The following is a 21,641-nucleotide window of genomic DNA, read 5'->3' on the forward strand; positions in this document are numbered from 1 at the left end:
TGTAAAGTATTGTTCAGTAGGGACCCCTGTTTCATGGCCCCGCAGACCGTGCTCGACGCCACCGAAACCCCCGTTGCCCGAACGGGTCCCGCCACCTTCGAGGAACCGTCGTCCGCGGTCGAGTGGTAGGCACCGCCTCGGCGAACGCCGGGAAGTGCTGGCGCACATCTGGTTACGCACCGAAAGGAACCGTATGCCCACCCTGCGCCATCACGGCACCGTCGCCGTCCTCGACCTCGGCGAGGGCGAGAACCGCTTCTCCCCCGAGTTCCTCACCGAGATGAACACCCACCTCGACACGGTCGTCACCACCGGTGCGCGGGCCCTGGTGACGACCGCGACCGGCCCCGTCTACTCCCACGGTCTCGACCTGGAGTGGTTGGCCGCCAACGGCGATCAGGCCGCCGGCTACGTGGCCGCCGTGCACACCCTGCTCGCCCGGGTGCTGACCCTGCCGATGCCCACCGCCGCCGCGATCGACGGAGACGCGTTCGGGGCAGGCGCGATGCTGGCGCTGGCCCACGACTACCGCGTGATGCGCGCCGATCGCGGGTTCTTCTGTTTCCCCGAGTCCGAGCTGCGGATCCCGTTCACCAACGGCATGGCTGCCCTGATCCAGGCGAAAGTGCCCCCGAAGACGGCGATCGCGGCCATGACCACCGCACGCCGCTTCGACGGCACCGAGGCCGCGGCCTTCGACCTGGTCGACGCCACCGCCGCCGAGGTCCTCGACGCCGCTCTGGCCTCGGTCGCCCCACTGGGCGGCAAGGATCAGCCGACGATGACTGCCATCAAGTCGGTGATGTTCGAGGGTGTGCTCAGCGCCTTGCGCGGCAAGAACTGATCATGGCAACCGCGGGCCCTTGCCCAGGTACACATCGCCGCGGTCGTCGGTGGCCCAGCCGCCACCGGTATACCCGTCGAGTACGAAACAGGCGCCGCAGAACTGTTTCCCGAACACCGACAAATAGATGCTGCGGTACTGACTGATCGCCCGCATCTTCACCGACTTGTAGGCGGCCTGGGCGGCGGGCTGGGCCTCGAGGAAGGCGTACCGGCGGAAGTCGGCGACCGGTTCGCTCGAGAACCGGACCAGCCCGAGCCGGTTGAGGTTGCCCAGATAGTGTTGGTCGCGTTCGGGCATAGCGCACCCGGCCATATAGGCGATCATGTTGATCCCGTCGGCGAGGCGTTGGGACCCGATCCCGAAGGGCGACTTGGTGCGGATGTCGATGGCAGGCTGTGGTCCGGCGACGGCGAGGAACCGCAGAATCCTGGCCTCGTCGGGAGTCAGGTCGTGCAGGATCGGCACGAACGAGGGGTGCACGTCGCGGGGTTGCTGCGCCGAGTCCCAGCCCTCGTTGATCATGGCGTCGCCGATGGTCTTGAGGTCTTCGGCGTCGACGTCGGAGTCGATGGCGCGCAGGGCACCGGAAGCGGTGGGCGCCAAGCCGAGCGCGCTCAGCGCCGCCCGGCGCAGCACATCGACCCGTTCGTCGATGATGCGTGACATCGGTTCGCCCGCCCGGATGTCGTCGACCAGTTCGGTGGCCGTGTGCACAGCACCCTTGGTGACGGCACCGACGAATTGCCGCATCGAGAGCCCGGCGATGCGGGCCAGACCCGCCAGATCGGTGGGGATACCGGAATCGCGGTCGTCGTTCATGTTCACGCTCCGAAGACCAGTAGGTGCACGCCACCGACGAGGGCGCCCAGGATGCCGCCGTGCAGATACAGCAGCCAGGCGTCCTGTTCGATGGCGGTGTACAGCATTTCGACGAATTCCTCGGGCGGTAGTTCGCGCAGCTTCTCGGTGGCGAGCTCGTCGACGCTGGCCGCTGTCGACTGGGAGAACTCCACGTCCTCGACCAGCCAGGGCTTCATCTCGGTGGCCAGGCTCGCCCCCGCGGTGGCCTGGATGGCGTCGAAATGGCGTGGGCCGACGGCCAATCGGGTCACCGACCGCAGCGGGCCGAGGATGCGGTCGATCTCGAGCTGCAGGAAGTGGGCGATCACCGCGCGGGTCTTGTCACCGCTCGGCCCGTCGAGCAGTTGTTCGGTGACCACGTCGAGGGTGACGATCTGGTACCCGATCGCGTGCCCGAGGTCGGCCGCCGCCTGATACTGACGTTTGGCGAATTTCGCGACACCCCACGGGTATTTGTATCTCGGCTGCGGGTTCGCCGGTTCGAACACGACCTTGATGGCGATGATGTTGACCAGCACACCCACCACGGCGCCGCCGAGCACCACGACCAGCCACGCAGGAAACAGATGCACCAGGGTGTGCAACCAGCCGGGCAGTTCGATCATCGCAGGCGTGTCACCGTGCGGGGAGCTGTAGTGCAGCAACGACAACCACAGTGCTACGACCACACCGAACGGGAAACCCAGCACCCCACTGCGCGTCATGAACCGCAGTTCGGGAGCACCGAGCCCGTAGATCACGTCCTTGAGCAGTTCCGGGCGGCGCCGCAGATACCCGACGACCATCAGCTTCACATCGAGCAGCTGGTCGATATTGGCGCCGATGAAGTCGAAGGCGCGGTCGGTGATCGCGGGCAGTTCGGCTTCGACCCGCGCGTAGATCGCCTCACGCGCGCGCGGCGGCATATCCGCCCACAGCTGCGGGTGTTCGGTGGTCATGATCGAATCGACCATCGAGCGCACATTCGGTAACGCCACGTGCGCGACCTGGGCGGAGATCTTGCGCGGGTCCATCTGGTCGAAGAAGTCCTTGGCCGTGCCGATCTTGGCGACGGCGTTGTCGACCATCAGGCTGGCCATCTTCTCCGCGCGCGCCGGGATGAACCCCTGGAAGCCGAGAATGCCGCCCGGCGCGAACGTCGGCAGGATCTGAACCTTGCGCGGCAACAACGGGAACAGCGTCTTGAGGCCCGGCACATAGAAACCGGTGAATCGCACCGGCGCGAACAGCATGATGACGCCGGTCCAGTTGGTGATCAGACCCGCGATGGCGCTGAAGATCGGAATGCTGATCATGTCGACCCAGAACTTGCTGAGTCCGGTCATCTCTTCCCAGTTCAGCAGGCCGAAGAAGCCCGCCGCCTCGATCTCAGCATTCATCCGGCGTCCACTCCGTCGTGTTCCGAACATCGCGCGTTTCGGTCATCTTAGGGGACAGATCGGGAGGTTCCGGGCAAGTTCGGCACTTACCCGCAATATCGGAGCAAACCTGCGATCATGTCCGGGCCCGGCGTGCATTCGACCTCGCGCAGGTACGTATTCCAGGCTAACGCGGCGGGTCCGGCTCCGGGTCGGGATCGTCGGACCCATGGGTGGTGGCGACCAGCAGCAGGTTGGTGTCGATGTCGTGGGTGACCTTGTTGGCGACCGATCCGAGCAGCCGCGCGGGTCCGCTCATCCCCCGATTGCCGATGACCACGAGGTCGTATTTCCAGGCGGCGTTGCACAGCGCTTCGGCGGGCGGCACGCCGGTGAGCACGTCGTGGCCGAGCAGTTCCGGGTCGTCGAGGCTCAGGGCCGCGTGCACCTGGGCCAGGGTTTCCGCGCCGTCGGCGTCGGTTTTCGTCGCGGTCACCAGGAACGGACGCGCACCGAGTTCCAGGGCCAGGTCGTAGCCGCGGCGCACGGCGAGCATCGAACTGGGTGAGCCGTCGGTGGCCAGGCCGACAGTGGTCCAGCGCTTGGGCACCTTGTGGGTGAACAGGACGTCGGTGGGGCTGTGGTGGGAGACGTGGTTGGCGGTGGAACTGGTGAGCCGGTCCTTGGAGCGGCCGAGACCACGCGCCCCGATCACCAGTAGCGTGCCCGGGTCCTGCGCACCGACCTCGAGCAGCGCCGCGCTCGGTGTCCCCGGCATATCCAGGGCCGTCACCTCGGACAGGCCCGCCTCGACGAGCGCGGCGACGGCGGCGGCGCTGATCCGCACGGCCGATTCGGGATCGAGGGCGGACTTGCGCGCCTTTTCCTTCCAGACGGTCAGCGCGGTGATCGGGACCCCGAGCCGAAGCGCGACCTCACCGGCGACGGTGACCGCCAGTTGCGCGGCCTCCGACCCGTCGGTTCCCACCACGATGCGCTGGTAGCGGTCCATGGGACCCTCTCCGATCCGACGACGGCGGTTCGCCACAGTATAAACACCGCACGCTCCGGCAATCCTGCCGCAAATGCCCGCGCCGGGTCAGAGGGCGATACCGAGGAGCCCGTCGACGGCGTTGCGCACCAGGTCCGGGGCGTCGGTGTCGGTGCCACCGTAGGCGATCGCCTGCTCGGCCCAGTTGTCCACCGCGACAAGAGCTTTGGGGGTGTCGAGGTCGTCGGCCAGGTGCTGACGCAGGCGGGCGACGGTGTCGATCGCCGACGGTCCCGAGCCGAGCGATACCGCTTCACGCCAGCGGGCGAGGCGCGCCTGAGCCTGGCCGAGGACCGCGTCGGTCCACATGCGGTCCTGCCGGTAGTGCCCGGCGAACAGGCCGAGGCGGATCGCGGCGGGGTCGACTCCGGAGCGGCGCAGTTTCGAGACGAGCACCAGGTTGCCCTTGGACTTCGACATCTTCTCGCCGTCGAGCCCGATCAGCCCGGCGTGCACGTAGTGGCGGGCGAAACGGCGGGTGCCGGTGATCGCTTCGGCGTGCGCGGCGGAGTACTCGTGATGGGGGTAGATCAGGTCCGAGCCGCCACCCTGGACGTCGAATTCGGTGCCGATGCGGTTGAGCGCGATCGCCGCACACTCGATGTGCCAGCCGGGGCGCCCGGCGCCGAACGGTGCGGGCCACGACGGTTCGCCGGGGCGTTCGGCCCGCCACAGAAGGGCGTCGATGGTGTCGCGCTTGCCGGGACGGTCGGGGTCGCCGCCGCGTTCGGCGAAGAACTTCTCCATGGTGGCGCGGTCGTAGCCCGACTCGTAGCCGAACTGTTCGGTGGCGTCGGTGCGGAAGTAGATGTCGGGATGTTCGGCGTCGTCGACGATGTAGGCGGCGCCGGAGGCCAGCAACTTCTGCACCACCTCGACGACCTCTTCGACCGATTCGATGGCGCCGATGTACTGACGCGGCGGCACCACCCGAAGGGCGGACATGTCCTCACGGAACAGGTCGATCTCGGAGCTGCCGAGGTCGCGCCAGTCGACGCCGTCGCGGGCGGCGCGCTCGAACAGCGGGTCGTCGACGTCGGTGACGTTCTGCACGTAGTGCACGTCGTGTCCGGCGTCGCGCCACAACCGGTTGACCAGGTCGAAGGTCAAATAGGTCGCGGCGTGGCCGAGGTGGGTGGCGTCGTAGGGGGTGATCCCGCAGACGTACATCTTCGCGGTCGCGCCGGGGGTGACCGGGCGGACCTGGCGGTCGGCGGTGTCGTACAACCGCAACGGCGGCCCTGCTCCGGGGACGGTCGGAAGGGCGTTATCGGACCAGGACTGCATGATTCGAGGGTAGAGCCCCGGCCGGAGTGCTCGCCTCGCGGCCCGGTCGACCCGGTTGCCCGGCCGGATTCGGCGCGGCCCGCAACCTGCACACAAACGTGTTCGACCGGCACTGTCAAGTGTTGTGCTCACGAGGATTCCCAGGCCGCAGGGGGTTCGCCTGTGCGGTGGGCGGTCGTGCCGCGGTCTCGAGCGCCGAGCCCGCGAACGGTAGCTGCCGTCATCGACGCGCTTCGGGCATACTCCCTATCATTACCTAATTGCACCTATTCTGACGTTCGTATACGGTTGTTTCATGCCAGAAGGTTTCTATTCGGTGGAACAGGTCGCGGAATTGCTCGGACTGCATGTGCGCACCGTGCGCGGATATGTGCGCGACGGCAAACTGCCCGCCGCACGGATCGGCAAGCAGTACCGCATCACCCACGACGACCTCGAGACCTTCACCGGCCTCCCGATCAGCGCACCGAAACCAGCAACCGCCGGGCACGCGGAGGCCTCCTGCATCGTCGAGATCGACGACATCGACCGCGCCACCGTCGACCGGGTCGCAACCCTGCTCACCGCCACCGCCGCGACACGGGGTCCCGGCGGACGGGCCCTGCGGGTCGAAACCAGCTACGACCCCGCACGCGGACGCCTCAAAGTGATCCTGCTCGGCGGACTCGCCGACACCGCACGCCTGCTCGACTACCTGGACGGAGTCCTCGCCCCATGAGCACCATCTACACCTCCGAGCACGGCCGCGAACGCATCGCGCAGCGCTACCGCGAACATCTGGCGACCTGGCCGGTGCCGTGGGAGCAGCGGCTCGTCCCGACCGCCGCGGGTGAGACGTTCGTGCTGGTCTGCGGACCGGCCGACGCGCCACCGCTGGTACTGCTGCACGGTTCCGGATCCAATACGAGCGCCTGGCGCGGCGATGTCAGCGAGTGGGCGGCTCACTTCCGGGTGTACGCGGTCGACCTGCCCGGCGAGCCCGGTTTCAGCGCGCCCACCAGGATGGCGCTCGACACCGACGCCTGTGCGAACTGGCTCGACGAGGTCCTCGACGGGCTGGAGCTGGACACGGTGTCGATGACCGGGATGTCTCTGGGTGGCTGGACCGCACTGGACTACGTGACCCGCAGACCGGGCCGGGCCGAGGCGCTGGCGCTGCTGTGCCCCTGCGGCCTGGGCAGGCATCGCTACGGGTGGCTGGTGAAAGCCGTGGGTCTACGGTTGCTCGGTCGCCACAGTGTGCGCGACATGGCGCGAACCGGTCTCGGGCTCACCGGTCCGGCGGCGGAGGCGATCCTCGACGACGTGGAACTGGTCTTCACCCATTTCTCGGCCCGCTCGGGCAACTTACCGAGATTCTCCGAGGCGCGGTTGCGGGCGGTGGACATTCCGGTGCTGGTGATCGTCGGCGAGCGTGACGCCCTGTTCGATTCGGCGGGCACCGCACGTCGTGCCCGGTTGCTCGCCAAGGGCGAGGTGCAGGTGCTGCCCGGTGTAGGACACGCGGTACTCGGCCAGGCAGAACGGATCAGCCGGTTCCTGCGCTCCCGGTGACCGCCGCTCCCCGACGTGCGGCGGTCCGGGGTTCAGCTCACTGCTCGTAGCACTGCACATTCAGGTTGTCGACGTTCTCACCGAACTGCGGAAGGGCGTAGAAGGAGGCGCCGACCTGGTCGGGGGCCTGCACGGTGACATCGGGCAGCGGGGCGCCCGCGCGGTCGGTGGCGGTGCACACGAAGGTCTTGTTCTCCCACCAGCCGGCGGGGAAGGCCTGGGCGGGCGCGGCGACGACGGCGCCGAGCAGCAGGGCGGCGGCGGATCCGGTAACGATCGAACGAGTCGACATGGTGTTCCTCTGATGATGCGGGGACAGCGAAAGTGCTTGGAGCACACTAGCACCGGCGCCGTCGTCCACCCAGGAAAATCCGTGCCGGTCAGGATGGCGTGCGCACCCGCGCTTTCCCGCCCTGCGGACCGAACATGTGCAGGATCTCGACGGTTCGATCGTCGGCGGGCCCGAACCAGTGCGGTCGGTCGGTGTCGAACTCGGCGACCTCGCCCGCACGGAGCACGAGTTCTTCCTCGCCGAGGATCAACCGCAGGTCACCGGCCAGCACATACAGCCATTCGTACCCGGCGTGGGTGACCAGGCGCGGCTTGTTCGGGCCGAGAACCTGTTTGAAGACCTGCATGCGACCCGGGTACTCGGTCAGCGGCACGACCACACTGCCGTTGCGGCTGCGTCGCGGCGTGAGATGCACGCGCGGGTCGCCGGTGGCCGGTGCGGCGATCAACTGGTCGAGCGAGACCCGATGCGCCCGCGCCAACGGCAGCAGCAGATCCAGGGTAGGGCGTCGCTTGCCGGTTTCCAGCCGCGACAGGGCGCTCACCGAGATCCCCGTCTCGGCCGACAACTCGTGCAGGGTCAGGCCGCGGCCGCGGCGCAATGCCAGCAGGCGCGGTCCGATCTCGTCGATGATCTGGGCGTCGTCCACCCCACCATTTTGCGGTCTTCGCAAAATCTCTACCGGTTCGCTCGGCCTCGCCTCGACGATTCTCGCCATGATCGACACAGCGAAAGACCACGCCCTCGGCGCGAGACGACGATGGGCGGTGCTGGCCGTGTGCAGCACGGGCCTGTTCCTGGTGGGGCTGGACACCACCATCGTCAACGCCGCCCTGCCGTCCATCGCCCGCGACTTGCGCACCGGAGTCCGTGGCATCGCCTGGATCGTCGACGCCTACACCTTGGTGATGGCCAGCCTGCTGATCTCGGCCGGCGCCGTCGCCGACCGGGTCGGGCGGCGACGGGTGTTCCGGGTTGGGCTGGTGCTGTTCGGCACGTCGTCGATCCTGTGCGCGGTGGCCCCGACGCTCGGCGTGCTGCTCGCCGCGCGGATCGCGCAAGGTGCGGGCGCGGCGATGTTGAGCCCGGTGGCGTTGGCGATCGTCGTCGGGGTGTTCACCGCCCCGGCGCAGCGGGCTCGCGCGATCGGCGTGTGGGCGGCGGTCTTCGGAGTGGCGATGGCGGCGGGGCCGGTCGTCGGTGGTGCGCTGGTACAGAGCCTGGGGTGGCGTGGGGTGTTCTGGGTGAATCTGCCGGTGATCGCGGTGGTGCTCGTGCTGACGGCGCTGGTGGTTCCGGAGTCGAAAGCCGCGCGGGTGCGGCGGCTCGACGGTCGCGGACAGGCATTGCTGGTGATCGTGGTCGGCGGGTCTGTCGGTGTGCTTCTCGAGGGTCCGTGGCTCGGCTGGGCTTCGCCCGCGACGGTGATCGCATCGGCGGTGGTGTGCGCGGCGATGGTCGCATTCGTCCGGCTCGAAGGTCGCCGGCCCGAACCATTGATCGATCCGGGTTTGTTCCGGCGGCACCGTTCACCGCCGCTGTCCTCAGCGCGGTCGCGGTGTTCGTCGCCCTCGGCGCCACCTTGTTGCTGACGACGCTGTATCTGCAAGACGCGCGCGGGATGTCACCGGCGGCGGCCGGTGCGGTGATGCTGCCACTGGCGGTACCCGCGATCGTGTTCGCCCCACTCTCGGGAGTGCTCGTGAGCCGCCACGGTGCGCGGTTGCCGCTACAGCTCGCGGGCGGATTCACCGCGCTCGGTGGTGTGCTGCTGTTCGTCGCGGTCGGCGAACACCGCCCGATCCCCCTGTTGCTCACCGCATTGCTGCTGGTCGGAATCGGCTTCGGCTTCGCCAACCCGCCCATCACCACCACCGCCGTGAGCGGGTTGCCCGCCGACCGCGCCGGTGTCGCAGGCGGAATCACCTCCACCGCACGTCAATTCGGTGCCGCTCTCGGCGTCGCCGTCGCAGGTGGGTTCATCGGCGGCGCCGCGCAGACGGAACTGGCTCAGCACGCGCGGCCCGGTTGGGTTCTGGTCGGGTGCTGCGGGCTGCTCGTCATGGTCGCGGCCGGGTTCGCACCCTCAGAACGCGGGCCAGGGGATCGGGCGGGCCGAATTCGGTAGGGGCATGATCGGGCGTTCCAGCAGGGCTTTCGTGCGTTCGGTCAGTGCGGTGATCTCGGCGTCGGTGATGTGCTCGGCGAGCGAATCCGCTATCGGGCCGGTCAGATTCGTGGCGAACGCGGTGACATCGGCGATCAGTGCCTCGTCGATGGGCTGACCGGCCCACCCCCACAGCACCGTGCGCAGTTTCGGTTCGCTGTGCAGGCAGATGCCGTGATCGACGCCGTAGACCTGGCCGTCGACACCTTCCAGCGCGTGCCCACCTTTGCGGTCGGCGTTGTTGAGCAGCAGGTCGAGCACCGCCATGCGTTGCAGGCGTGGATCGTCGGCGTGCACGAGCGAGATCTCGTTGCCGGTGTCGTCCAGGGCACGCAGCACCTCGCAGAACCCGTCGGGCACCGTGCCCGGCGAACACAGATCGACCAGGTCCAGGCGCTGGCGTGCGTCGGTGCGGTTGTCGACCGAGGTCACCCACCGCTGCACCATGCCAGGCCCGAACGGACCGTCGCGCAACACCGTTTCCGGGATGACACCCCATCCCAGCTGTTCGGAAATCAGGTACGAGGCCACCTCGCGCCCGGCGAGGGTGCCGTCGGGGAAGTCCCACAGCGGTCGTTCGCCGCGCACCGGCTTGTACACCACCCGCAGCGGCGCACCATCGGGTTCGGGTGCGGCGATCTCGCACACCAGCGTCAGGTTGCTGGCGACGCCGACCCGTCCGATGATCTCGAGCTCACCGTCGGTGATGCCGGACACGTCTCACTCCTCGTCGAGTTCGGCCGCACCGAAGATCTCGCCGCGCTTGTAGCCGTTGGTGCGCACACACATGTGCCCGCGCGCTGACAGCGGTTCCCCGCACAGCGGGCACGGTGGGCGTCCGGCCGCGATCACCCGGGTGGAGCGCAACGCGAACTCGCGCGCCTGCATCGGGGTGAGGAACACGCGCACCGCGTCGGGACCCTCGTCGGTGTCGTCGAGCACCACCGATTCGTCGACCTCGGTTTCGGTGATCGCCAGCAGTTCCACCACCACGGCGTTCGCGTCGGCGTCCCAGCCCAGACCCATGGTGCCGACCCGGAATTCGGTGTCGATGGGAGTCGTCAGCGGCGCCACATCGGTGACGTCCTCACCTTCGGGCGGTACCTCGGCCCCGAAACGGCGCGCCACCTCGTCGAGCAGCAACCCCATCCGGTCGGCGAGCACCTTCACCTGCTGCTTTTCCAGCAGCACGCTGACCACGCGCGGTTCCTGCACGGCCTGCAGGTAGAACGAACGATCGCCCGGCTCGCCCACGGTCCCGGCGACGAAACGATCGGGGGTGCGGAATACATGGATTGCGCGTGACACATGCACCTCCTGATACGTGACCCTCAACGACACTCACGAACAACCTCCTGGTTCAAGGAGAATCGCGGTGTCTCACATTCCCATTATCCGCACTCGCTGTCCCGGGTACTTCCCCGCCGGGCAGCGGTGGCGGTGGTGTACCCGCGGACAGGGCCGACAGGTCGGCGCCGGTGTCGTTGAACTTCCACACCGACGGCCCGTGCGGGCTGTACCGGACCACACTGATCGAGGCCGGTTCCACCGCGATCCGCTGAAAACTGTCCAGGTGCAGGCCGAGCGCGTCGGCCAGGATCGACTTGATGACATCACCGTGCGCGCACGCCACCCACAGCACATCGCGACCGGCCTTGTCGGCGAGCCGGCGTTCGGTGTCGCGGATCGCGGCCACCGCCCGCTGCTGCACCTGGGCCAGGCCTTCGCCACCGGGGAACACAGCACCGGAAGCGTGCCCCTGCACCACTTTCCACAGCGGTTCGGTGAGCAGTTCGGCGATCGGGCGCCCGGTCCATTCGCCGTAGTCGACCTCGATGAGCCGTTCGTCGTGTTCGGGTTCGAGACCGAGTTTGTCGGCCAGCGGGGCGACGGTGCGCTGACAGCGCAGCAGCGGTGAGCTGGCGATGTGTTCGATCGGCAGGGTGGCGAGCCGGTCGGCGACCGCGGCGGCCTGTTCGGTGCCACGCTCGGTGAGCTCCACACCGGGTGCGCGCCCGGCAAGGGTGCGCGCGGTGTTGGAGGTGGACACTCCGTGCCGGAGCAGGATCACCGTCATGGGACCAGCCTAACCATCAGCGGGCCGCGGGCTCAGGTGGCGGAGACGACACCCGCGGCGAGCAGGCCCATCACCGTCAGGCCGAGGATGATCCGGTAGCCGACGAACCAGTAGAAGGAATGCTTGCCGACGAACTTGAGCAGCCACGCCACCGAGGCATAGCCGACGACGAAGGCGAGGATGGTCGCGACCAGCAGTTGCGGGCCGCTCGCGTTGAGGCCCTCACCGGCCGGTTCGAAGGCGTCGGGCAGGCTGAACAGGCCCGACGCGGTGACGGCGGGAATGGCGAGCAGGAAAGAGAACCGCACCGCCGCTTCCCGTTTCAGGCCCAGGAACAGGCCGGCGGTCGAGGTGGCGCCGGAACGCGACACCCCCGGGATCAGGGCAAGGCACTGTGCCAGGCCCATGATGATGCCGTCGCGGGTGGTGAGCTGTTCGATCGGACGGGTCTTCTTGCCGTAGTACTCACCGGCGGCGATCACCAGCGCGAACGCCACCAGCATGAACGACACCAGCCACAGGTTGCGGGCCCCGGTGCGGATCTCGTCCTTGAACAGGAACCCGAGCACACCGATCGGGATGGTCGCGATGATGACGTACCAGCCGACGCGGTAGTCCAGCTCGCGCTGGGTGTCGCGTTCGTGGGCTTCGCGGGCACTGCGGTCCATCACCGGCAGCTTGGTCGTCACCCGGTCACCGACGGCCACCGCACGCTGGGAGCGTTCGCGCCATCGCATGCCGAGGGTGGTGAACCAGGCGATGAGGATGCGCCAGATGTCCTTGGCGAAATACACCAGGACCGCGGCCTCGGTGCCGAGCTGGGTGACGGCGGTGAACGACGCGCCCGCGTCGTCACCGAAGAACACACCCGAGACGATGCGCAAGTGTCCGGAGGAGGAGATCGGCAGGAACTCCGTGAGCCCCTGCACCAGTCCGAGTACCAATGCCTGGAACCAGGTCATCGACTCGCCCACCACATCCTCCTACCACTTCTCGCGCCCGAAAGATCGCGTCCTCCTGGGCTTTTGCTTGCTCGCCCGGCCGTGTGGGCCCGCGATCCCGCAGCGACCCTACCCGTCGGGCCGGATCGGTGTCGTCGGCCCACCGGTGAACCCGACTCGCACCGGGTCGGCGCGGCGGTGACGGCCACGCCGCGCATTAGGCTGGGCGCCGTGACGAAAGCACGGGCGCGGTGATGGAACAGCGAACGGTGGGACGAAGCGGACTGCGGGTGTCGCGGATCGGGTTGGCAACCCACACCTGGGGCACCCATACCGACGCCGAGGAGGCCTCGGTGCAGCTGGCGGCCTTCGCCGATGCCGGGGGAACACTGATCGACCTCTCCCCCGTCTACGGCGACGGCGCCGCGCATCAGATCCTGGCCGGGCTGCTCGGTGAGGTGGTCTCGCGCGAGGACGTGGTGCTCAGCGGGTGTGCGGGGGTGGTGACCCACAAACCGGGTGCCGGAGTGGGTGACACGGTGCCCGCACCGGCCGCGGTGGGTCCCGTCGTCGACGCGTCCCGGCGGACCTTGCTGCGCCAGCTCGATCGCACCCTCACCGACCTGGGTACCGACCATCTCGACATCTTCAGCATCGCCGCCTGGGACCCCTACACCCCCCTCGAGGAGGTCGCGGCCACCCTCGAAACGGTGATCGCCACCGGACGGGCCAGGTACGCGGGCGTGCGTGGCCTCAGTGCCTGGCAGTTGGCGAGCCTGGCCGCGATCGGCCCGGTCACGGCCGCGCAGACACCGTATTCGCTGCTGGCGCGCGGCCCCGAGAACGATGTGATTCCGGCCGCACGCCACCACGGGGTGGGGATCATCGCTTCGGCGCCGCTGGCCGGTGGCATCCTCACCGGCAAATACAGCGACGGTGTGCCCGCCGATTCGCGCGGTGCCGACGAGTCGACGGCCGCCGAGATCCGCCGCCGCCTCGACGACGACCGCGCGACCCGGGTGGTCGACGCGCTGGTCACCGCCGCAGACGGGCTCGGTACTTCGCCGCTGGCGGTGGCGCTGGCCTGGATCCGGGACCGGCCGGGTATCGCGAGCATGATCGTCGGTGCGCGCGATATCGGTCAGCTCACGGGCGTGCTGGCCGCCGAAACCCTGGAATTGCCGCGGGCGATCGCGGCCGCCCTCGACGATGTGAGCGCCCGTTCGGAATGATGGCTAGCCTTACCTGCATGAAACTGGGTGGTGTGCTGACGGCGATGTTGGCGGCGACGGTCCTCACCGGCGCCGTCGCCTGCACCGGAAGCAATCCTGCATCGACTGCACGATCCGGTGGGCCGGTGACCGCCGAATTCGCGGACCTCGACCCTGTCCCGATCGGGCCCGCGCCCACGCCGAAGATGCCGGCGACCGCACGCTCCTTCGACGGCACCGAGGTGACGGTCACCGACGCCTCACGCATCATCGCCGTCGACCGGTACGGCACGCTCGCCCAGACCGTCTGGGCGCTCGGTCTCGGCGACAACCTCGTCGGACGAAGCACCTCCGCCTCGTTCCCCGCCGTCGCCGACGTGCCGAACGTGGCGGGCGGCAACGGCAGCCTCAGTGTCGAAGCGGTGCTCGCCCTTCGCCCGTCGGTGTTCCTCACCGACACCACCAGCGCCGCGCCCGCCGTTCGCGACCAACTGCGCGCCGCCGGTGTGAAGGTCGTGTACTTCGACCCCGACCGCAGCATGGACGGTGTCGTCCCGCAGATCGAGGCCGTCGCGACCGCCCTCGGGGTTCCCGACGCGGGCCGCGCGCTGGGACAGCGCACCCGCGACGAGATCGCCGCCGCCACCGCCCGCGTGCCCGCCGCCGACCCGAAACCCAAGATCGCGTTCCTGTATCTGCGCAGCGCCGCGATCACCATGATGGCCGGCCCGGGTTCCGGTGCCGATTCGCTGATCACCGCGGTGGGCGGGGTCGACGCGGGGACCTCGGCTGGGCTGAGCGAACCGTTCACCGCGATCACCAGTGAGGCGATGATCGCCGCGTCGCCCGATGTGCTGCTGGTGATGACCGACGGCCTGAAATCGGTGGGTGGGGTCGACGGTTTGGTGAAGGTGCCCGGCATCGCCCAAACGCCTGCCGGGCGTGACCGGCGCGTGGTCGACATGTCCGACGCGGTGGTGCTGAGCTTCGGCCCCAACACCGGCCGGGTGATCTCGGCGCTGTCCGATGCCATCTACGGGAAGGCCTCATGACCGCGCGAGCAGCAGGAGTGACCCGCCGGGCGCATGTCCTCCAGCCGGTTGACCCGGTCGTTCGGCGCAGCCGGCGATGCCCGGAGTTCGAACGTCTGGCGCCGGTTACCCGCGAAGCGCCGGGCGGTGGCGATAGCTCTCGCGCTCAACAGCCAGGTCGGCGTCGTCGCCCGATGACGACTGAGCCTTCCCCCGACGAGCTCCGAGACGTCGCATGAGTGACGCCCCGGAGCTGATCAAGTCCGCCGATCCGGCGCGGATCACCGATGCGACGCCTGACCCGCTGCCGCATCCGCGACACCGAACTGCCCGGGTGACGGTGGTGTTCGCGGTCGCACTGGCCGCGCTGGTGATTCTGGCCGTCGTGTCGGCGGTGCTCGGGCAGGTGCCGACGACCGCCGCGGAGGTGGTTGGCAGCGTCGCGCACCGGATCGGACTGGATTTCGGGCCGATGCCCGCGCACCCGGCCGGCGAGGTGACGCTGTGGGAGGTGCGGTTCCCCCGCGTGGTGCTGGCCATTCTGGTCGGGGCGGTCCTCGCGACAGCGGGTGCATTGTTGCAGGGCGTGTTCGCCAATCCCCTGGCCGAACCGGGCGTGATCGGGGTGTCCGCCGGTGCGGCTGTCGGTGCGGGCACGGTGATCGTGATCGGCGGCGCGTTCGTCGCCGCCTGGTCGATCGCGGCGGCCGCGTTCGTCGCCGGTCTAGTCACGACGGCGCTGGTCTATGTGCTGTCGCGCTCGGGTGGGCGCACCGAGGTGGTGACGTTGATCCTCACCGGTGTCGCGATCAACGCGTTCGCCGGTGGTCTCATCGCGCTGCTGCTGTTCGTCGCCACTCCCGCCGCCCGGGATCAGATCGTGTTCTGGCAGCTGGGCAGTCTCAACGGCGCCACCTGGCCGTCGGTCGCTGTCGTCGCCACCCTCGCCGCGAGCGGAATCCTGGCCGCCGTGCTCATCGCGCCGCGCCTGGATCTGCTGGCGCTGGGGGATTCCGCGGCCCGTCACCTCGGTGTCGACGTGGAGCGGTTGCGCAGGCAGGTGATCGTGGTGGTCGCCGTGCTCACCGCCGCGGGTGTGGCGTTCAGCGGCATCATCCTGTTCGTCGGCTTGATCGTGCCGCATGTGGTGCGGATGCTCGTCGGCCCCGGGCACCGGGTGCTCGTGCCCCTCAGCGCCGTCGTCGGGGCGGTGGTGTTGCTGGGTGCCGACGTCGCCGCGCGCACCCTGGTCCGCAATGCCGACCTGCCCCTCGGCATGCTGACCTCACTGATCGGCGGCCCGTTCTTCTTCTGGCTGCTGCGCCGCACCAGGGCCAAGGCTGGAGGTTGGGGATGAGCACACCGGGCCGGTCCGCTTCGCGGCCGGTACTCGACCGAACGGCCACGAGCAGCACGGCGGCGAGCAGCACGGTTCAGCGGCGGAAGACCACGTCGTGGCGGTCGCTGTTCGCCCGTACTCCCGATGTCCCCGCCCGCCCGGAACCGGGCACCGTCACGTTGCGGGCGACGGGTCTCACCGTGCGCCGTGGTGAGCGCACGGTCTTGGAGGACGTCGACTTCCGGGTGGCCGCCGGTGAGATCGTCGCGCTGGTCGGACCGAACGGCGCGGGCAAGTCGAGCCTGCTCGCCGCCCTGGCCGGTGAGCTGGAACCCACCTCGGGCACAGTGAAACTCGAAGGCCACGCCCTGTCGCACTGGACCCACGCCGACATGGCCCGCCGCCGCGCGGTCCTGCCTCAATCACACACCGTCGGCTTCCCGTTCACGGCACGCGAGGTGGTCGCCATGGGTCGCGCACCGTGGCTGCACACCCCCGCCGCCGATCGCGACGACGAACTGATCGCCGCCGCCCTGGCCGCCACCGACGTCACCCACCTCGCCGCCCGCACCTTTCCCGCCCTGTCCGGCGGTGAACGCGCCCGCGTCGCCCTGGCCCGGGTCCTCGCCCAGGACACCGCGACCCTGCTCCTGGACGAACCCACCGCCGCCCTCGACATCGGCCACCAAGAAGCCGTCCTGCGGCTCGCCGCCGACCGTGCCGCCGACGGTGCGGCGGTGGTCGTGGTCGTGCACGATCTAGGGGTGGCCGCGGCCTACGCCGACCGCGTCACCGTTCTCGACGAAGGTCGGGTCGCCGCCGACGGCCCACCCCGCGAAGTCCTCACTCGGGACCTGCTGACCAAGATCTACCGACACCCGGTCGACGTCTTCGACCACCCCGCCACCGGCCTGCAACTGGTCCTACCGGACCGCACCCACCACCGAAATCCCTGACCCGCCACGTCGACGCCGGTCCCGCTGGTCGTCTCATGAGCTGGGGCCTGCTCGAACCTCGAGCGACGGACCGCCTTACTGGGCAGCCGCACGCCCTAGGGGCGGGATTCAGCGAAACCCGCCGCCACAACCGGAGTAACTGCCGCCCGTGTCACCGGAGTAACCGCCGCCCGTCTCACCGCCGTAGGTGGTGGAGGGGCCGCGGTATCCCGGCGACCGACCACGCCCGTTCGGATCGACCGGATGCGGGTCGATCGACTCCCCGGTCAACGCCTCCCAGCCCGCGCTCTCGCTTTGATACTTCTCCTCCAGTGCCCGCTTGGTTTCGGTGCCCCACATCACCCAGGTGTGCGGGTATTGCGCTCGCTCGGCGACCAGTGCCGCATGGACCTCGGTCACCGTCAGCCCACTGTTGTCCCCTCGTGGATCGTCCAAGCTGGACAGGTAGATCCAGAAACTGCGCGAGCCTCGGTAGTCGTTGAGGTAATAGGCCCATTGCGGTCCGGCGGCGGCTTCCAATGCCGTGGCGCGCCGCGTACGGGCTCGCGCTTCCTCGCGATCAGCCTCCTCCTTCTGTCGTTTCCACTCCTGCTCCGCGCGTTGCCTTTGCTGGGTGTTGTACTCGACCAAGAACCCCGGCAGGTCGCCTGCTCTTTCCTTGTACACCGCCAGTGCGCGATCGAACTGCGCGCACAGTTCGTCGGCCTCCGCTTCGTAGTTGTCCCGCAGCGTGCGGTTTCGCCGCGCGTAACGGATGTGCCACCACTGCCGCGACAACGCGGAGCGACGCAGCGGCGGGCGCAGGTGCGCGCTGATCTGCTCGGCCCTGCCCTGCAATGCCTGGATCGTGGCCACCAGTTCCTCGGTGGCCGAAAGCCAACGGTGGTGATCGCTGTCGGTGGCCTTCGCGAGGAGGGGCGGTCGAAATCCGAAATCGGGCTCGGCCACGCACTGCAGTTGAGCGTTGGCCCTGATCCTGCTGCCGAGGACGTCGTCACGTCGGGTGTGGATCATTTCACCGAGTGTGCTCACGTGTACCGCGCGGCCCATACCTCAGTGTGACAGGGAACAGCGTGCACCACAGGCTCTTTCGCGGGCAGGCCACCGCTTACAGATTATTGACCTGGAAGTACAGAACGCCTATTGTCGAATCGTGGCCAGGCCCCGCAACTTCGACATCGAGACGGTCGTGGACCGTGCGCTCGACCAGTTCTGGACCTACGGCTACCTCAACACCTCTCCTGCCCAGCTCGCCGACGCCACCGGCATCGGTAAAGGCAGCCTGTACAACGCTTTCGGCAGTAAACGCGCCCTGTTCGATCGGGCCCTCGAACGGTACGGACGGCTCGGCGTGGCCCTGGCCGAGGAGTATATGGCCGGGCCGGGCAGTGCACGCGACTGCCTGCGCGAGTACCTGCGCGCGGGGGTCGACCTGGATTTCTCGACACCGACCCGGCGCGGTTGCCTCGCGGTGAACAGCGCCGCCGAATTCGGAGACCGCGACACCGCGGTCACCACGACGCTGCGCGCCATCGAGGAGCGCATCGTCGCCGTCCTGGCCGCCCGCATCGAACAGGGTCGCCGCGACGGTGATGTCGATCCGTCCGTCGATGCGAAAACCGTTGCGGCCCTGCTGTTCACCACCAACACCGGCCTGCGCATCATGTCCAAGACCAACGACGCGGCCGCACTCTATCGCGTCATCGACGCGGCCCTGACCATCCTCTGATCTGCCCGTTCCCTCTCCACCCCTTTTCGCATGCCCTAATTTTTGACCTGCAGTTCAAGAAAGGCTCATCCATGGACCTCGACCTCACCGGCAAAACCGCCGTTGTCACTGGTGCCTCGCGCGGCATCGGCCTCGCCGTCGCCGAACTGTTCGCCGCCGAGGGCGTCCGCGTCGTCGGCGCCGCCCGCACCATCACCCCCGAACTCGAGAAAGTCGCCGCCGCAACGGTTTCCGCCGACCTGAGCACCAGCGAAGGTGTGCGCACGGTCATCGACACCGCGCTCGACCATCTCGGCGGCATCGACATCCTGGTCAACAATGTGGGTGGCGGCGACGTCGACAGGCTCGCGCTCGGCGGGTTCCTCGACAGCACCGACGAGCACTGGCAGCGCTACCTCGACCTCAACCTGTTCAGCGCGGTCCGGGCCACCCGTGCGGCCCTGCCCAGCCTCCTCGAGCGACGCGGCGCGATCGTGAATGTCTCCTCGATCAGCGCGCGCCTGCCCGCGAGCGGACCCGCCGGCTACGGTGAGTCCAAGGCCGCCCTCACCTCGTTCGGCAAGCGGCTCAGCGAAGAATTCGGTCCCCGCGGCGTACGCGTCAACACGGTGTCCCCGGGCCCGGTCGGCACCCGGGTGTGGCTCGCCGACGACCACTTCGCCGCGACGATCGCCGCGGCCCAGGGCGTTTCGCATGCCGATCTGCTGGCGTCGTTGCCCGGCCGGTTCGGCATCACCACCGGCCGGATCACCGAACCGCAGGAGGTCGCCGCCCTGATCGCCTTTCTCGCCTCGGACAAGGCCGCCAACATCGTGGGCGGTGAGATCGTGATCGACGGCGGCGTCGTCAAAACGGCCTGAATCCCGGCCGCCTCACCGCCAGATGATCTTGAGCAGCGCGGGGGTGAGCACCATGCGGATGATCGTGGCGTCGATGATGAGCGCCACGATCATGCCGTAGGCGATGTACTTCATCAGCACCAGATCGGAGAAGCCGAAAGCGCCGGTCACGACGATGAGGATGGCGGCGGCGGAGGTGATGACCCCGCCGGTGTGGGCGACGCCGTAGCGGATCGACTCGGTGGCGTCGGCACCGGAGGCACGTTTCTCCGCGATGCGCGACAGCAGGAACACCTCGTAGTCGGTGGACAACCCGAAGATGACCGTCACGATCAACGCGACCACCGCGAACATCAACGGTCCCGGCGTGAACTGGAAGACCCCCGCCCCGTGCCCTTCCACGAAGATCCAGGTCAGCACACCCAATGTGGACACCAGGCTGAGCGCGCTCATCGCCACGGCCTTCACCGCGAGGATCACCGACCGGAACGCCACGATCATCAAGGCCAGGGCGGCGGCGACGAGGATCGCCAACAGCAGGGGCAGCCCGTCGATCAACCCGTTGATGCTGTCGCGTTCCAGCGCCGGGATGCCCGCGACCATGATCTCGACACCGGGTGGTGCGGACAGGGCGCGCAAGGAGTCGATCACCCGGTCGGCATCGCGTTTGTCACCGAGCCCGGCCGAGAGCACGTTCACGTCGTTCTTCGTCGGCGCGGCCGGTTCGAACCGACCGGTCAATCCGGGAATCTGATTGGCCTCGAACCGGATGTCACCGAGCTGCTGCGGTGAGGCACCGACCACGACGAGCTTCAACGGTTCGGTGCGGAAACCGGGGAACAGCCGGTCGAAATCCTCCTGCGCCACTCGCGCCGGATTGTCGGCGGCCAGATACTTCTCGCTGATCCCACCGAACTCGATGTGGCGCAACGGAATACTCAGCGCCAGTAGTCCGAGCACGATGGGGATAACCACCGCCCACGGCCTGCGCATCGCCCAGGTCGCCAGCCGGGAGAAGAACCCGGCATCGATCTGGGCCTCGGTCTTGGTGCGGGAGAACCGTTTCCACCCGAGCCAGTCGATGCGCCGTCCCGCGATGCTCAGAGCGGCGGGCAACGCGGTCACCGACAGCACCGCCGCCAGCATCACCGCCGAGATGCCACCGTAGGGCACCGAGCGCAGCACCCCGTTGGGGAAGATGAACAGCGCACCGAGGCTGAGCGCGATGATCCCGGCCGAGAACTGCACCGTGCGCCCGGCGGTCGCCACGGTGCGCGCGGTCGCTTCTTCCACGCTGCGCCCGGCGGCGAGCTCCTCGCGGAACCTGGTCACCGTGAACAGCCCGTAGTCGATCGCCAGACCGAGGCTGACCAGCGTCATCACGGCGCTGGCGAACACGTTGACCTCGATGTGGTCGGTGAGCACCCGCAGGATCCCCGAGGTGCCGAGGATGGTGAGCCCACCGATGAGCACTGGAAGCAACGCACCGATCACTCCGCCGAACACGAAGTACAGCAGGATCGCCACGATCGGCAACGCGATGATCTCCGCGCGCCGGATGTCGTGCTGCATCCCGATGTTGATGCCCTCGACCACCGGCTGCAACCCGGCCAGTTGCACCGTCGTCCCGCCGGGTCCCCCGCCTGGCACACCGGCGTTCAGGTGTGGTTTGAGTGCCAGGTAGTTGTTGACCGTCGCCGTGCCGCCGCCACCGGCCAGCCCGATGCTGGCGAAGGCGTGCTGTTTGGTCGGGTCGGAGGCGTTCGCCGAGAACGGGCTGTCCCAGTAGCTGTCGATCTTGTGGATGCGCTCGCCGTGCTCGGCACGTAAACCGTCGAGGGCGGCCAGGACCGGGCCGCGCACCGCCGGATCGTCGACGGTGGCGCCGGCCGGGGCGGTGTAGATGACGATGAGGTCGCCGTCGGTGTCGCGCCCGAAGGTGTCGTCGGCCAGTTTCGACGCGGCGACCGATTGACTGTCTTCGTCGAACCAGCCCTCCTGGGTGTAGCGACCGGCCAGGTCACGGCCGTACCACCCGGAGATCGCCACCGCGAGGACGAACAACCCGAGCACGAGAAAACGATGCCGGTGGACGAAACGC

At 68.5% G+C, this 21,641-nt stretch carries 23 protein-coding genes; 11 read left to right on the forward strand and 12 right to left on the reverse strand.

What is annotated here, in order from left to right; translation table 11 throughout:
• The first annotated feature begins 193 nt into the window (after positions 1 to 193).
• Positions 194 to 844 carry an enoyl-CoA hydratase/isomerase family protein gene (locus HYG95_RS00110; protein WP_181695961.1) on the forward strand — a complete coding sequence of 217 codons (651 nt, stop codon included), beginning with the start codon at positions 194 to 196 and terminating at the stop codon, positions 842 to 844.
• Here the strand turns inward: HYG95_RS00110 and HYG95_RS00115 are convergent, their stop codons facing one another.
• The 4 genes from HYG95_RS00115 to mshC all read right to left on the reverse strand — a co-directional run bounded on the left by HYG95_RS00115 (position 845) and on the right by mshC (position 5,404).
• The gene (locus HYG95_RS00115; RefSeq protein WP_181695962.1) at positions 845 to 1,666 is read right to left on the reverse strand and encodes an Abi-alpha family protein; all 822 of its coding nucleotides are present in this window, start codon (positions 1,664 to 1,666) and stop codon (positions 845 to 847) included. It abuts the gene before it with no gap.
• A 2-nt stretch (positions 1,667 to 1,668) separates the two neighbouring features.
• Positions 1,669 to 3,087 (reverse strand): hypothetical protein, encoded by a 1,419-nt coding sequence (locus HYG95_RS00120; protein ID WP_181695963.1) that lies wholly within the window; start codon positions 3,085 to 3,087, stop codon positions 1,669 to 1,671.
• Positions 3,088 to 3,253: 166 nt separating this feature from the next.
• The gene (locus tag HYG95_RS00125; protein ID WP_181695964.1) at positions 3,254 to 4,078 is read right to left on the reverse strand and encodes a universal stress protein; all 825 of its coding nucleotides are present in this window, start codon (positions 4,076 to 4,078) and stop codon (positions 3,254 to 3,256) included.
• Positions 4,079 to 4,165: 87 nt separating this feature from the next.
• Entirely contained in the window at positions 4,166 to 5,404 is a 1,239-nt protein-coding gene (mshC, locus tag HYG95_RS00130) for a cysteine--1-D-myo-inosityl 2-amino-2-deoxy-alpha-D-glucopyranoside ligase (protein WP_181695965.1), read from the reverse strand.
• A 295-nt stretch (positions 5,405 to 5,699) separates the two neighbouring features.
• Between mshC and HYG95_RS00135 the strand changes: the two genes are divergently transcribed.
• Together HYG95_RS00135 and HYG95_RS00140 are read left to right on the forward strand one after the other, a co-directional pair.
• On the forward strand, positions 5,700 to 6,122 hold the full coding sequence (locus tag HYG95_RS00135) for a helix-turn-helix domain-containing protein (RefSeq protein WP_067490050.1): 423 nt from the start codon (positions 5,700 to 5,702) through the stop codon (positions 6,120 to 6,122).
• Positions 6,119 to 6,958: an alpha/beta fold hydrolase gene (locus tag HYG95_RS00140; protein ID WP_181695966.1), complete on the forward strand. Its 840-nt coding sequence runs from the start codon at positions 6,119 to 6,121 to the stop codon at positions 6,956 to 6,958. Before HYG95_RS00135 ends, HYG95_RS00140 begins: the two co-directional genes overlap by 4 nt.
• Before the next feature lie 37 nt (positions 6,959 to 6,995).
• Here the strand turns inward: HYG95_RS00140 and HYG95_RS00145 are convergent, their stop codons facing one another.
• Both HYG95_RS00145 and HYG95_RS00150 read right to left on the reverse strand, forming a co-directional pair.
• Complete coding sequence (locus HYG95_RS00145; protein WP_181695967.1) at positions 6,996 to 7,250, reverse strand: hypothetical protein; 255 nt, start codon at positions 7,248 to 7,250, stop codon at positions 6,996 to 6,998.
• Positions 7,251 to 7,338: 88 nt separating this feature from the next.
• Entirely contained in the window at positions 7,339 to 7,899 is a 561-nt protein-coding gene (locus HYG95_RS00150) for an XRE family transcriptional regulator (protein ID WP_356982710.1), read from the reverse strand.
• Positions 7,900 to 7,966: 67 nt separating this feature from the next.
• Between HYG95_RS00150 and HYG95_RS24570 the strand changes: the two genes are divergently transcribed.
• Positions 7,967 to 8,842, forward strand: a complete 876-nt coding sequence (locus HYG95_RS24570; protein WP_255494912.1) for an MFS transporter — start codon at positions 7,967 to 7,969, stop codon at positions 8,840 to 8,842.
• Complete coding sequence (locus HYG95_RS24575) at positions 8,809 to 9,378, forward strand: MFS transporter (protein WP_370465621.1); 570 nt, start codon at positions 8,809 to 8,811, stop codon at positions 9,376 to 9,378. The genes HYG95_RS24570 and HYG95_RS24575 overlap by 34 nt, the downstream gene beginning before the upstream one ends.
• On the opposite strand, the gene HYG95_RS00160 is transcribed toward HYG95_RS24575, so the two are convergent.
• Genes HYG95_RS00160 through HYG95_RS00175 form a run of 4 tightly spaced genes read right to left on the reverse strand, consistent with a single transcriptional unit; the run spans position 9,337 to position 12,456 of the window.
• Positions 9,337 to 10,134, reverse strand: a complete 798-nt coding sequence (locus HYG95_RS00160) for an SCO1664 family protein (protein ID WP_181695969.1) — start codon at positions 10,132 to 10,134, stop codon at positions 9,337 to 9,339. The two genes, HYG95_RS24575 and HYG95_RS00160, sit on opposite strands and share 42 nt — an antisense overlap.
• Positions 10,135 to 10,137: 3 nt before the next feature.
• Positions 10,138 to 10,725, reverse strand: coding sequence for a DUF3090 domain-containing protein (locus tag HYG95_RS00165; RefSeq protein ID WP_181695970.1), 588 nt, complete (start codon positions 10,723 to 10,725; stop codon positions 10,138 to 10,140).
• Positions 10,726 to 10,777: 52 nt separating this feature from the next.
• Entirely contained in the window at positions 10,778 to 11,494 is a 717-nt protein-coding gene (locus HYG95_RS00170) for a histidine phosphatase family protein (RefSeq protein ID WP_067490061.1), read from the reverse strand.
• A gap of 32 nt (positions 11,495 to 11,526) precedes the next feature.
• The gene (locus HYG95_RS00175; RefSeq protein WP_220138941.1) at positions 11,527 to 12,456 is read right to left on the reverse strand and encodes an undecaprenyl-diphosphate phosphatase; all 930 of its coding nucleotides are present in this window, start codon (positions 12,454 to 12,456) and stop codon (positions 11,527 to 11,529) included.
• Positions 12,457 to 12,689: 233 nt separating this feature from the next.
• Here HYG95_RS00175 and HYG95_RS00180 point away from each other — a divergent pair, with 233 nt between their 5' ends.
• The 4 genes from HYG95_RS00180 to HYG95_RS00195 all read left to right on the forward strand — a co-directional run bounded on the left by HYG95_RS00180 (position 12,690) and on the right by HYG95_RS00195 (position 16,972).
• Positions 12,690 to 13,667, forward strand: a complete 978-nt coding sequence (locus HYG95_RS00180) for an aldo/keto reductase (protein WP_181695972.1) — start codon at positions 12,690 to 12,692, stop codon at positions 13,665 to 13,667.
• Between the two features lie 17 nt (positions 13,668 to 13,684).
• Positions 13,685 to 14,698, forward strand: coding sequence for a hemin ABC transporter substrate-binding protein (locus HYG95_RS00185; protein WP_181695973.1), 1,014 nt, complete (start codon positions 13,685 to 13,687; stop codon positions 14,696 to 14,698).
• Positions 14,699 to 14,912: 214 nt separating this feature from the next.
• Positions 14,913 to 16,034, forward strand: coding sequence for an iron ABC transporter permease (locus HYG95_RS00190; protein WP_255494913.1), 1,122 nt, complete (start codon positions 14,913 to 14,915; stop codon positions 16,032 to 16,034).
• On the forward strand, positions 16,031 to 16,972 hold the full coding sequence (locus tag HYG95_RS00195) for a heme ABC transporter ATP-binding protein (RefSeq protein WP_255494914.1): 942 nt from the start codon (positions 16,031 to 16,033) through the stop codon (positions 16,970 to 16,972). The genes HYG95_RS00190 and HYG95_RS00195 overlap by 4 nt, the downstream gene beginning before the upstream one ends.
• A gap of 108 nt (positions 16,973 to 17,080) precedes the next feature.
• Here the strand turns inward: HYG95_RS00195 and HYG95_RS00200 are convergent, their stop codons facing one another.
• Positions 17,081 to 17,986, reverse strand: a complete 906-nt coding sequence (locus HYG95_RS00200) for a hypothetical protein (protein ID WP_181695974.1) — start codon at positions 17,984 to 17,986, stop codon at positions 17,081 to 17,083.
• Between the two features lie 139 nt (positions 17,987 to 18,125).
• On the opposite strand from HYG95_RS00200, the gene HYG95_RS00205 reads away from it, so the two are divergent.
• A complete protein-coding gene (locus HYG95_RS00205) occupies positions 18,126 to 18,701 on the forward strand; it encodes a TetR/AcrR family transcriptional regulator (RefSeq protein ID WP_181695975.1) in 576 nt (191 codons plus the stop codon).
• Between the two features lie 71 nt (positions 18,702 to 18,772).
• Positions 18,773 to 19,561, forward strand: a complete 789-nt coding sequence (locus HYG95_RS00210; RefSeq protein WP_181695976.1) for an oxidoreductase — start codon at positions 18,773 to 18,775, stop codon at positions 19,559 to 19,561.
• 12 nt (positions 19,562 to 19,573) lie between these two features.
• Here HYG95_RS00210 and HYG95_RS00215 read toward each other — a convergent pair whose 3' ends face one another.
• The gene (locus HYG95_RS00215) at positions 19,574 to 21,613 is read right to left on the reverse strand and encodes an MMPL family transporter (RefSeq protein ID WP_370465624.1); all 2,040 of its coding nucleotides are present in this window, start codon (positions 21,611 to 21,613) and stop codon (positions 19,574 to 19,576) included.
• Positions 21,614 to 21,641: the final 28 nt, after the last annotated feature.

The organism is Nocardia sp. GTS18, from assembly GCF_013839555.1.
Taxonomy (GTDB): domain Bacteria; phylum Actinomycetota; class Actinomycetes; order Mycobacteriales; family Mycobacteriaceae; genus Nocardia; species Nocardia rosealba.

What these genes read in the sequence shown, in the direction of transcription:
- HYG95_RS00110 (WP_181695961.1), top strand. Translation starts at nt 194, where the DNA reads ATGCCCACCCTGCGCCATCACGGCACCGTCGCCGTCCTCGACCTCGGC.
- HYG95_RS00115 (WP_181695962.1), bottom strand. Translation starts at nt 1,666, where the DNA reads ATGAACGACGACCGCGATTCCGGTATCCCCACCGATCTGGCGGGTCTG.
- HYG95_RS00120 (WP_181695963.1), bottom strand. Translation starts at nt 3,087, where the DNA reads ATGAATGCTGAGATCGAGGCGGCGGGCTTCTTCGGCCTGCTGAACTGG.
- HYG95_RS00125 (WP_181695964.1), bottom strand. Translation starts at nt 4,078, where the DNA reads ATGGACCGCTACCAGCGCATCGTGGTGGGAACCGACGGGTCGGAGGCC.
- mshC (WP_181695965.1), bottom strand. Translation starts at nt 5,404, where the DNA reads ATGCAGTCCTGGTCCGATAACGCCCTTCCGACCGTCCCCGGAGCAGGG.
- HYG95_RS00135 (WP_067490050.1), top strand. Translation starts at nt 5,700, where the DNA reads ATGCCAGAAGGTTTCTATTCGGTGGAACAGGTCGCGGAATTGCTCGGA.
- HYG95_RS00140 (WP_181695966.1), top strand. Translation starts at nt 6,119, where the DNA reads ATGAGCACCATCTACACCTCCGAGCACGGCCGCGAACGCATCGCGCAG.
- HYG95_RS00145 (WP_181695967.1), bottom strand. Translation starts at nt 7,250, where the DNA reads ATGTCGACTCGTTCGATCGTTACCGGATCCGCCGCCGCCCTGCTGCTC.
- HYG95_RS24570 (WP_255494912.1), top strand. Translation starts at nt 7,967, where the DNA reads ATGATCGACACAGCGAAAGACCACGCCCTCGGCGCGAGACGACGATGG.
- HYG95_RS00170 (WP_067490061.1), bottom strand. Translation starts at nt 11,494, where the DNA reads ATGACGGTGATCCTGCTCCGGCACGGAGTGTCCACCTCCAACACCGCG.
- HYG95_RS00175 (WP_220138941.1), bottom strand. Translation starts at nt 12,456, where the DNA reads ATGACCTGGTTCCAGGCATTGGTACTCGGACTGGTGCAGGGGCTCACG.
- HYG95_RS00180 (WP_181695972.1), top strand. Translation starts at nt 12,690, where the DNA reads ATGGAACAGCGAACGGTGGGACGAAGCGGACTGCGGGTGTCGCGGATC.
- HYG95_RS00185 (WP_181695973.1), top strand. Translation starts at nt 13,685, where the DNA reads ATGAAACTGGGTGGTGTGCTGACGGCGATGTTGGCGGCGACGGTCCTC.
- HYG95_RS00190 (WP_255494913.1), top strand. Translation starts at nt 14,913, where the DNA reads ATGAGTGACGCCCCGGAGCTGATCAAGTCCGCCGATCCGGCGCGGATC.
- HYG95_RS00195 (WP_255494914.1), top strand. Translation starts at nt 16,031, where the DNA reads ATGAGCACACCGGGCCGGTCCGCTTCGCGGCCGGTACTCGACCGAACG.
- HYG95_RS00200 (WP_181695974.1), bottom strand. Translation starts at nt 17,986, where the DNA reads ATGATCCACACCCGACGTGACGACGTCCTCGGCAGCAGGATCAGGGCC.
- HYG95_RS00210 (WP_181695976.1), top strand. Translation starts at nt 18,773, where the DNA reads ATGGACCTCGACCTCACCGGCAAAACCGCCGTTGTCACTGGTGCCTCG.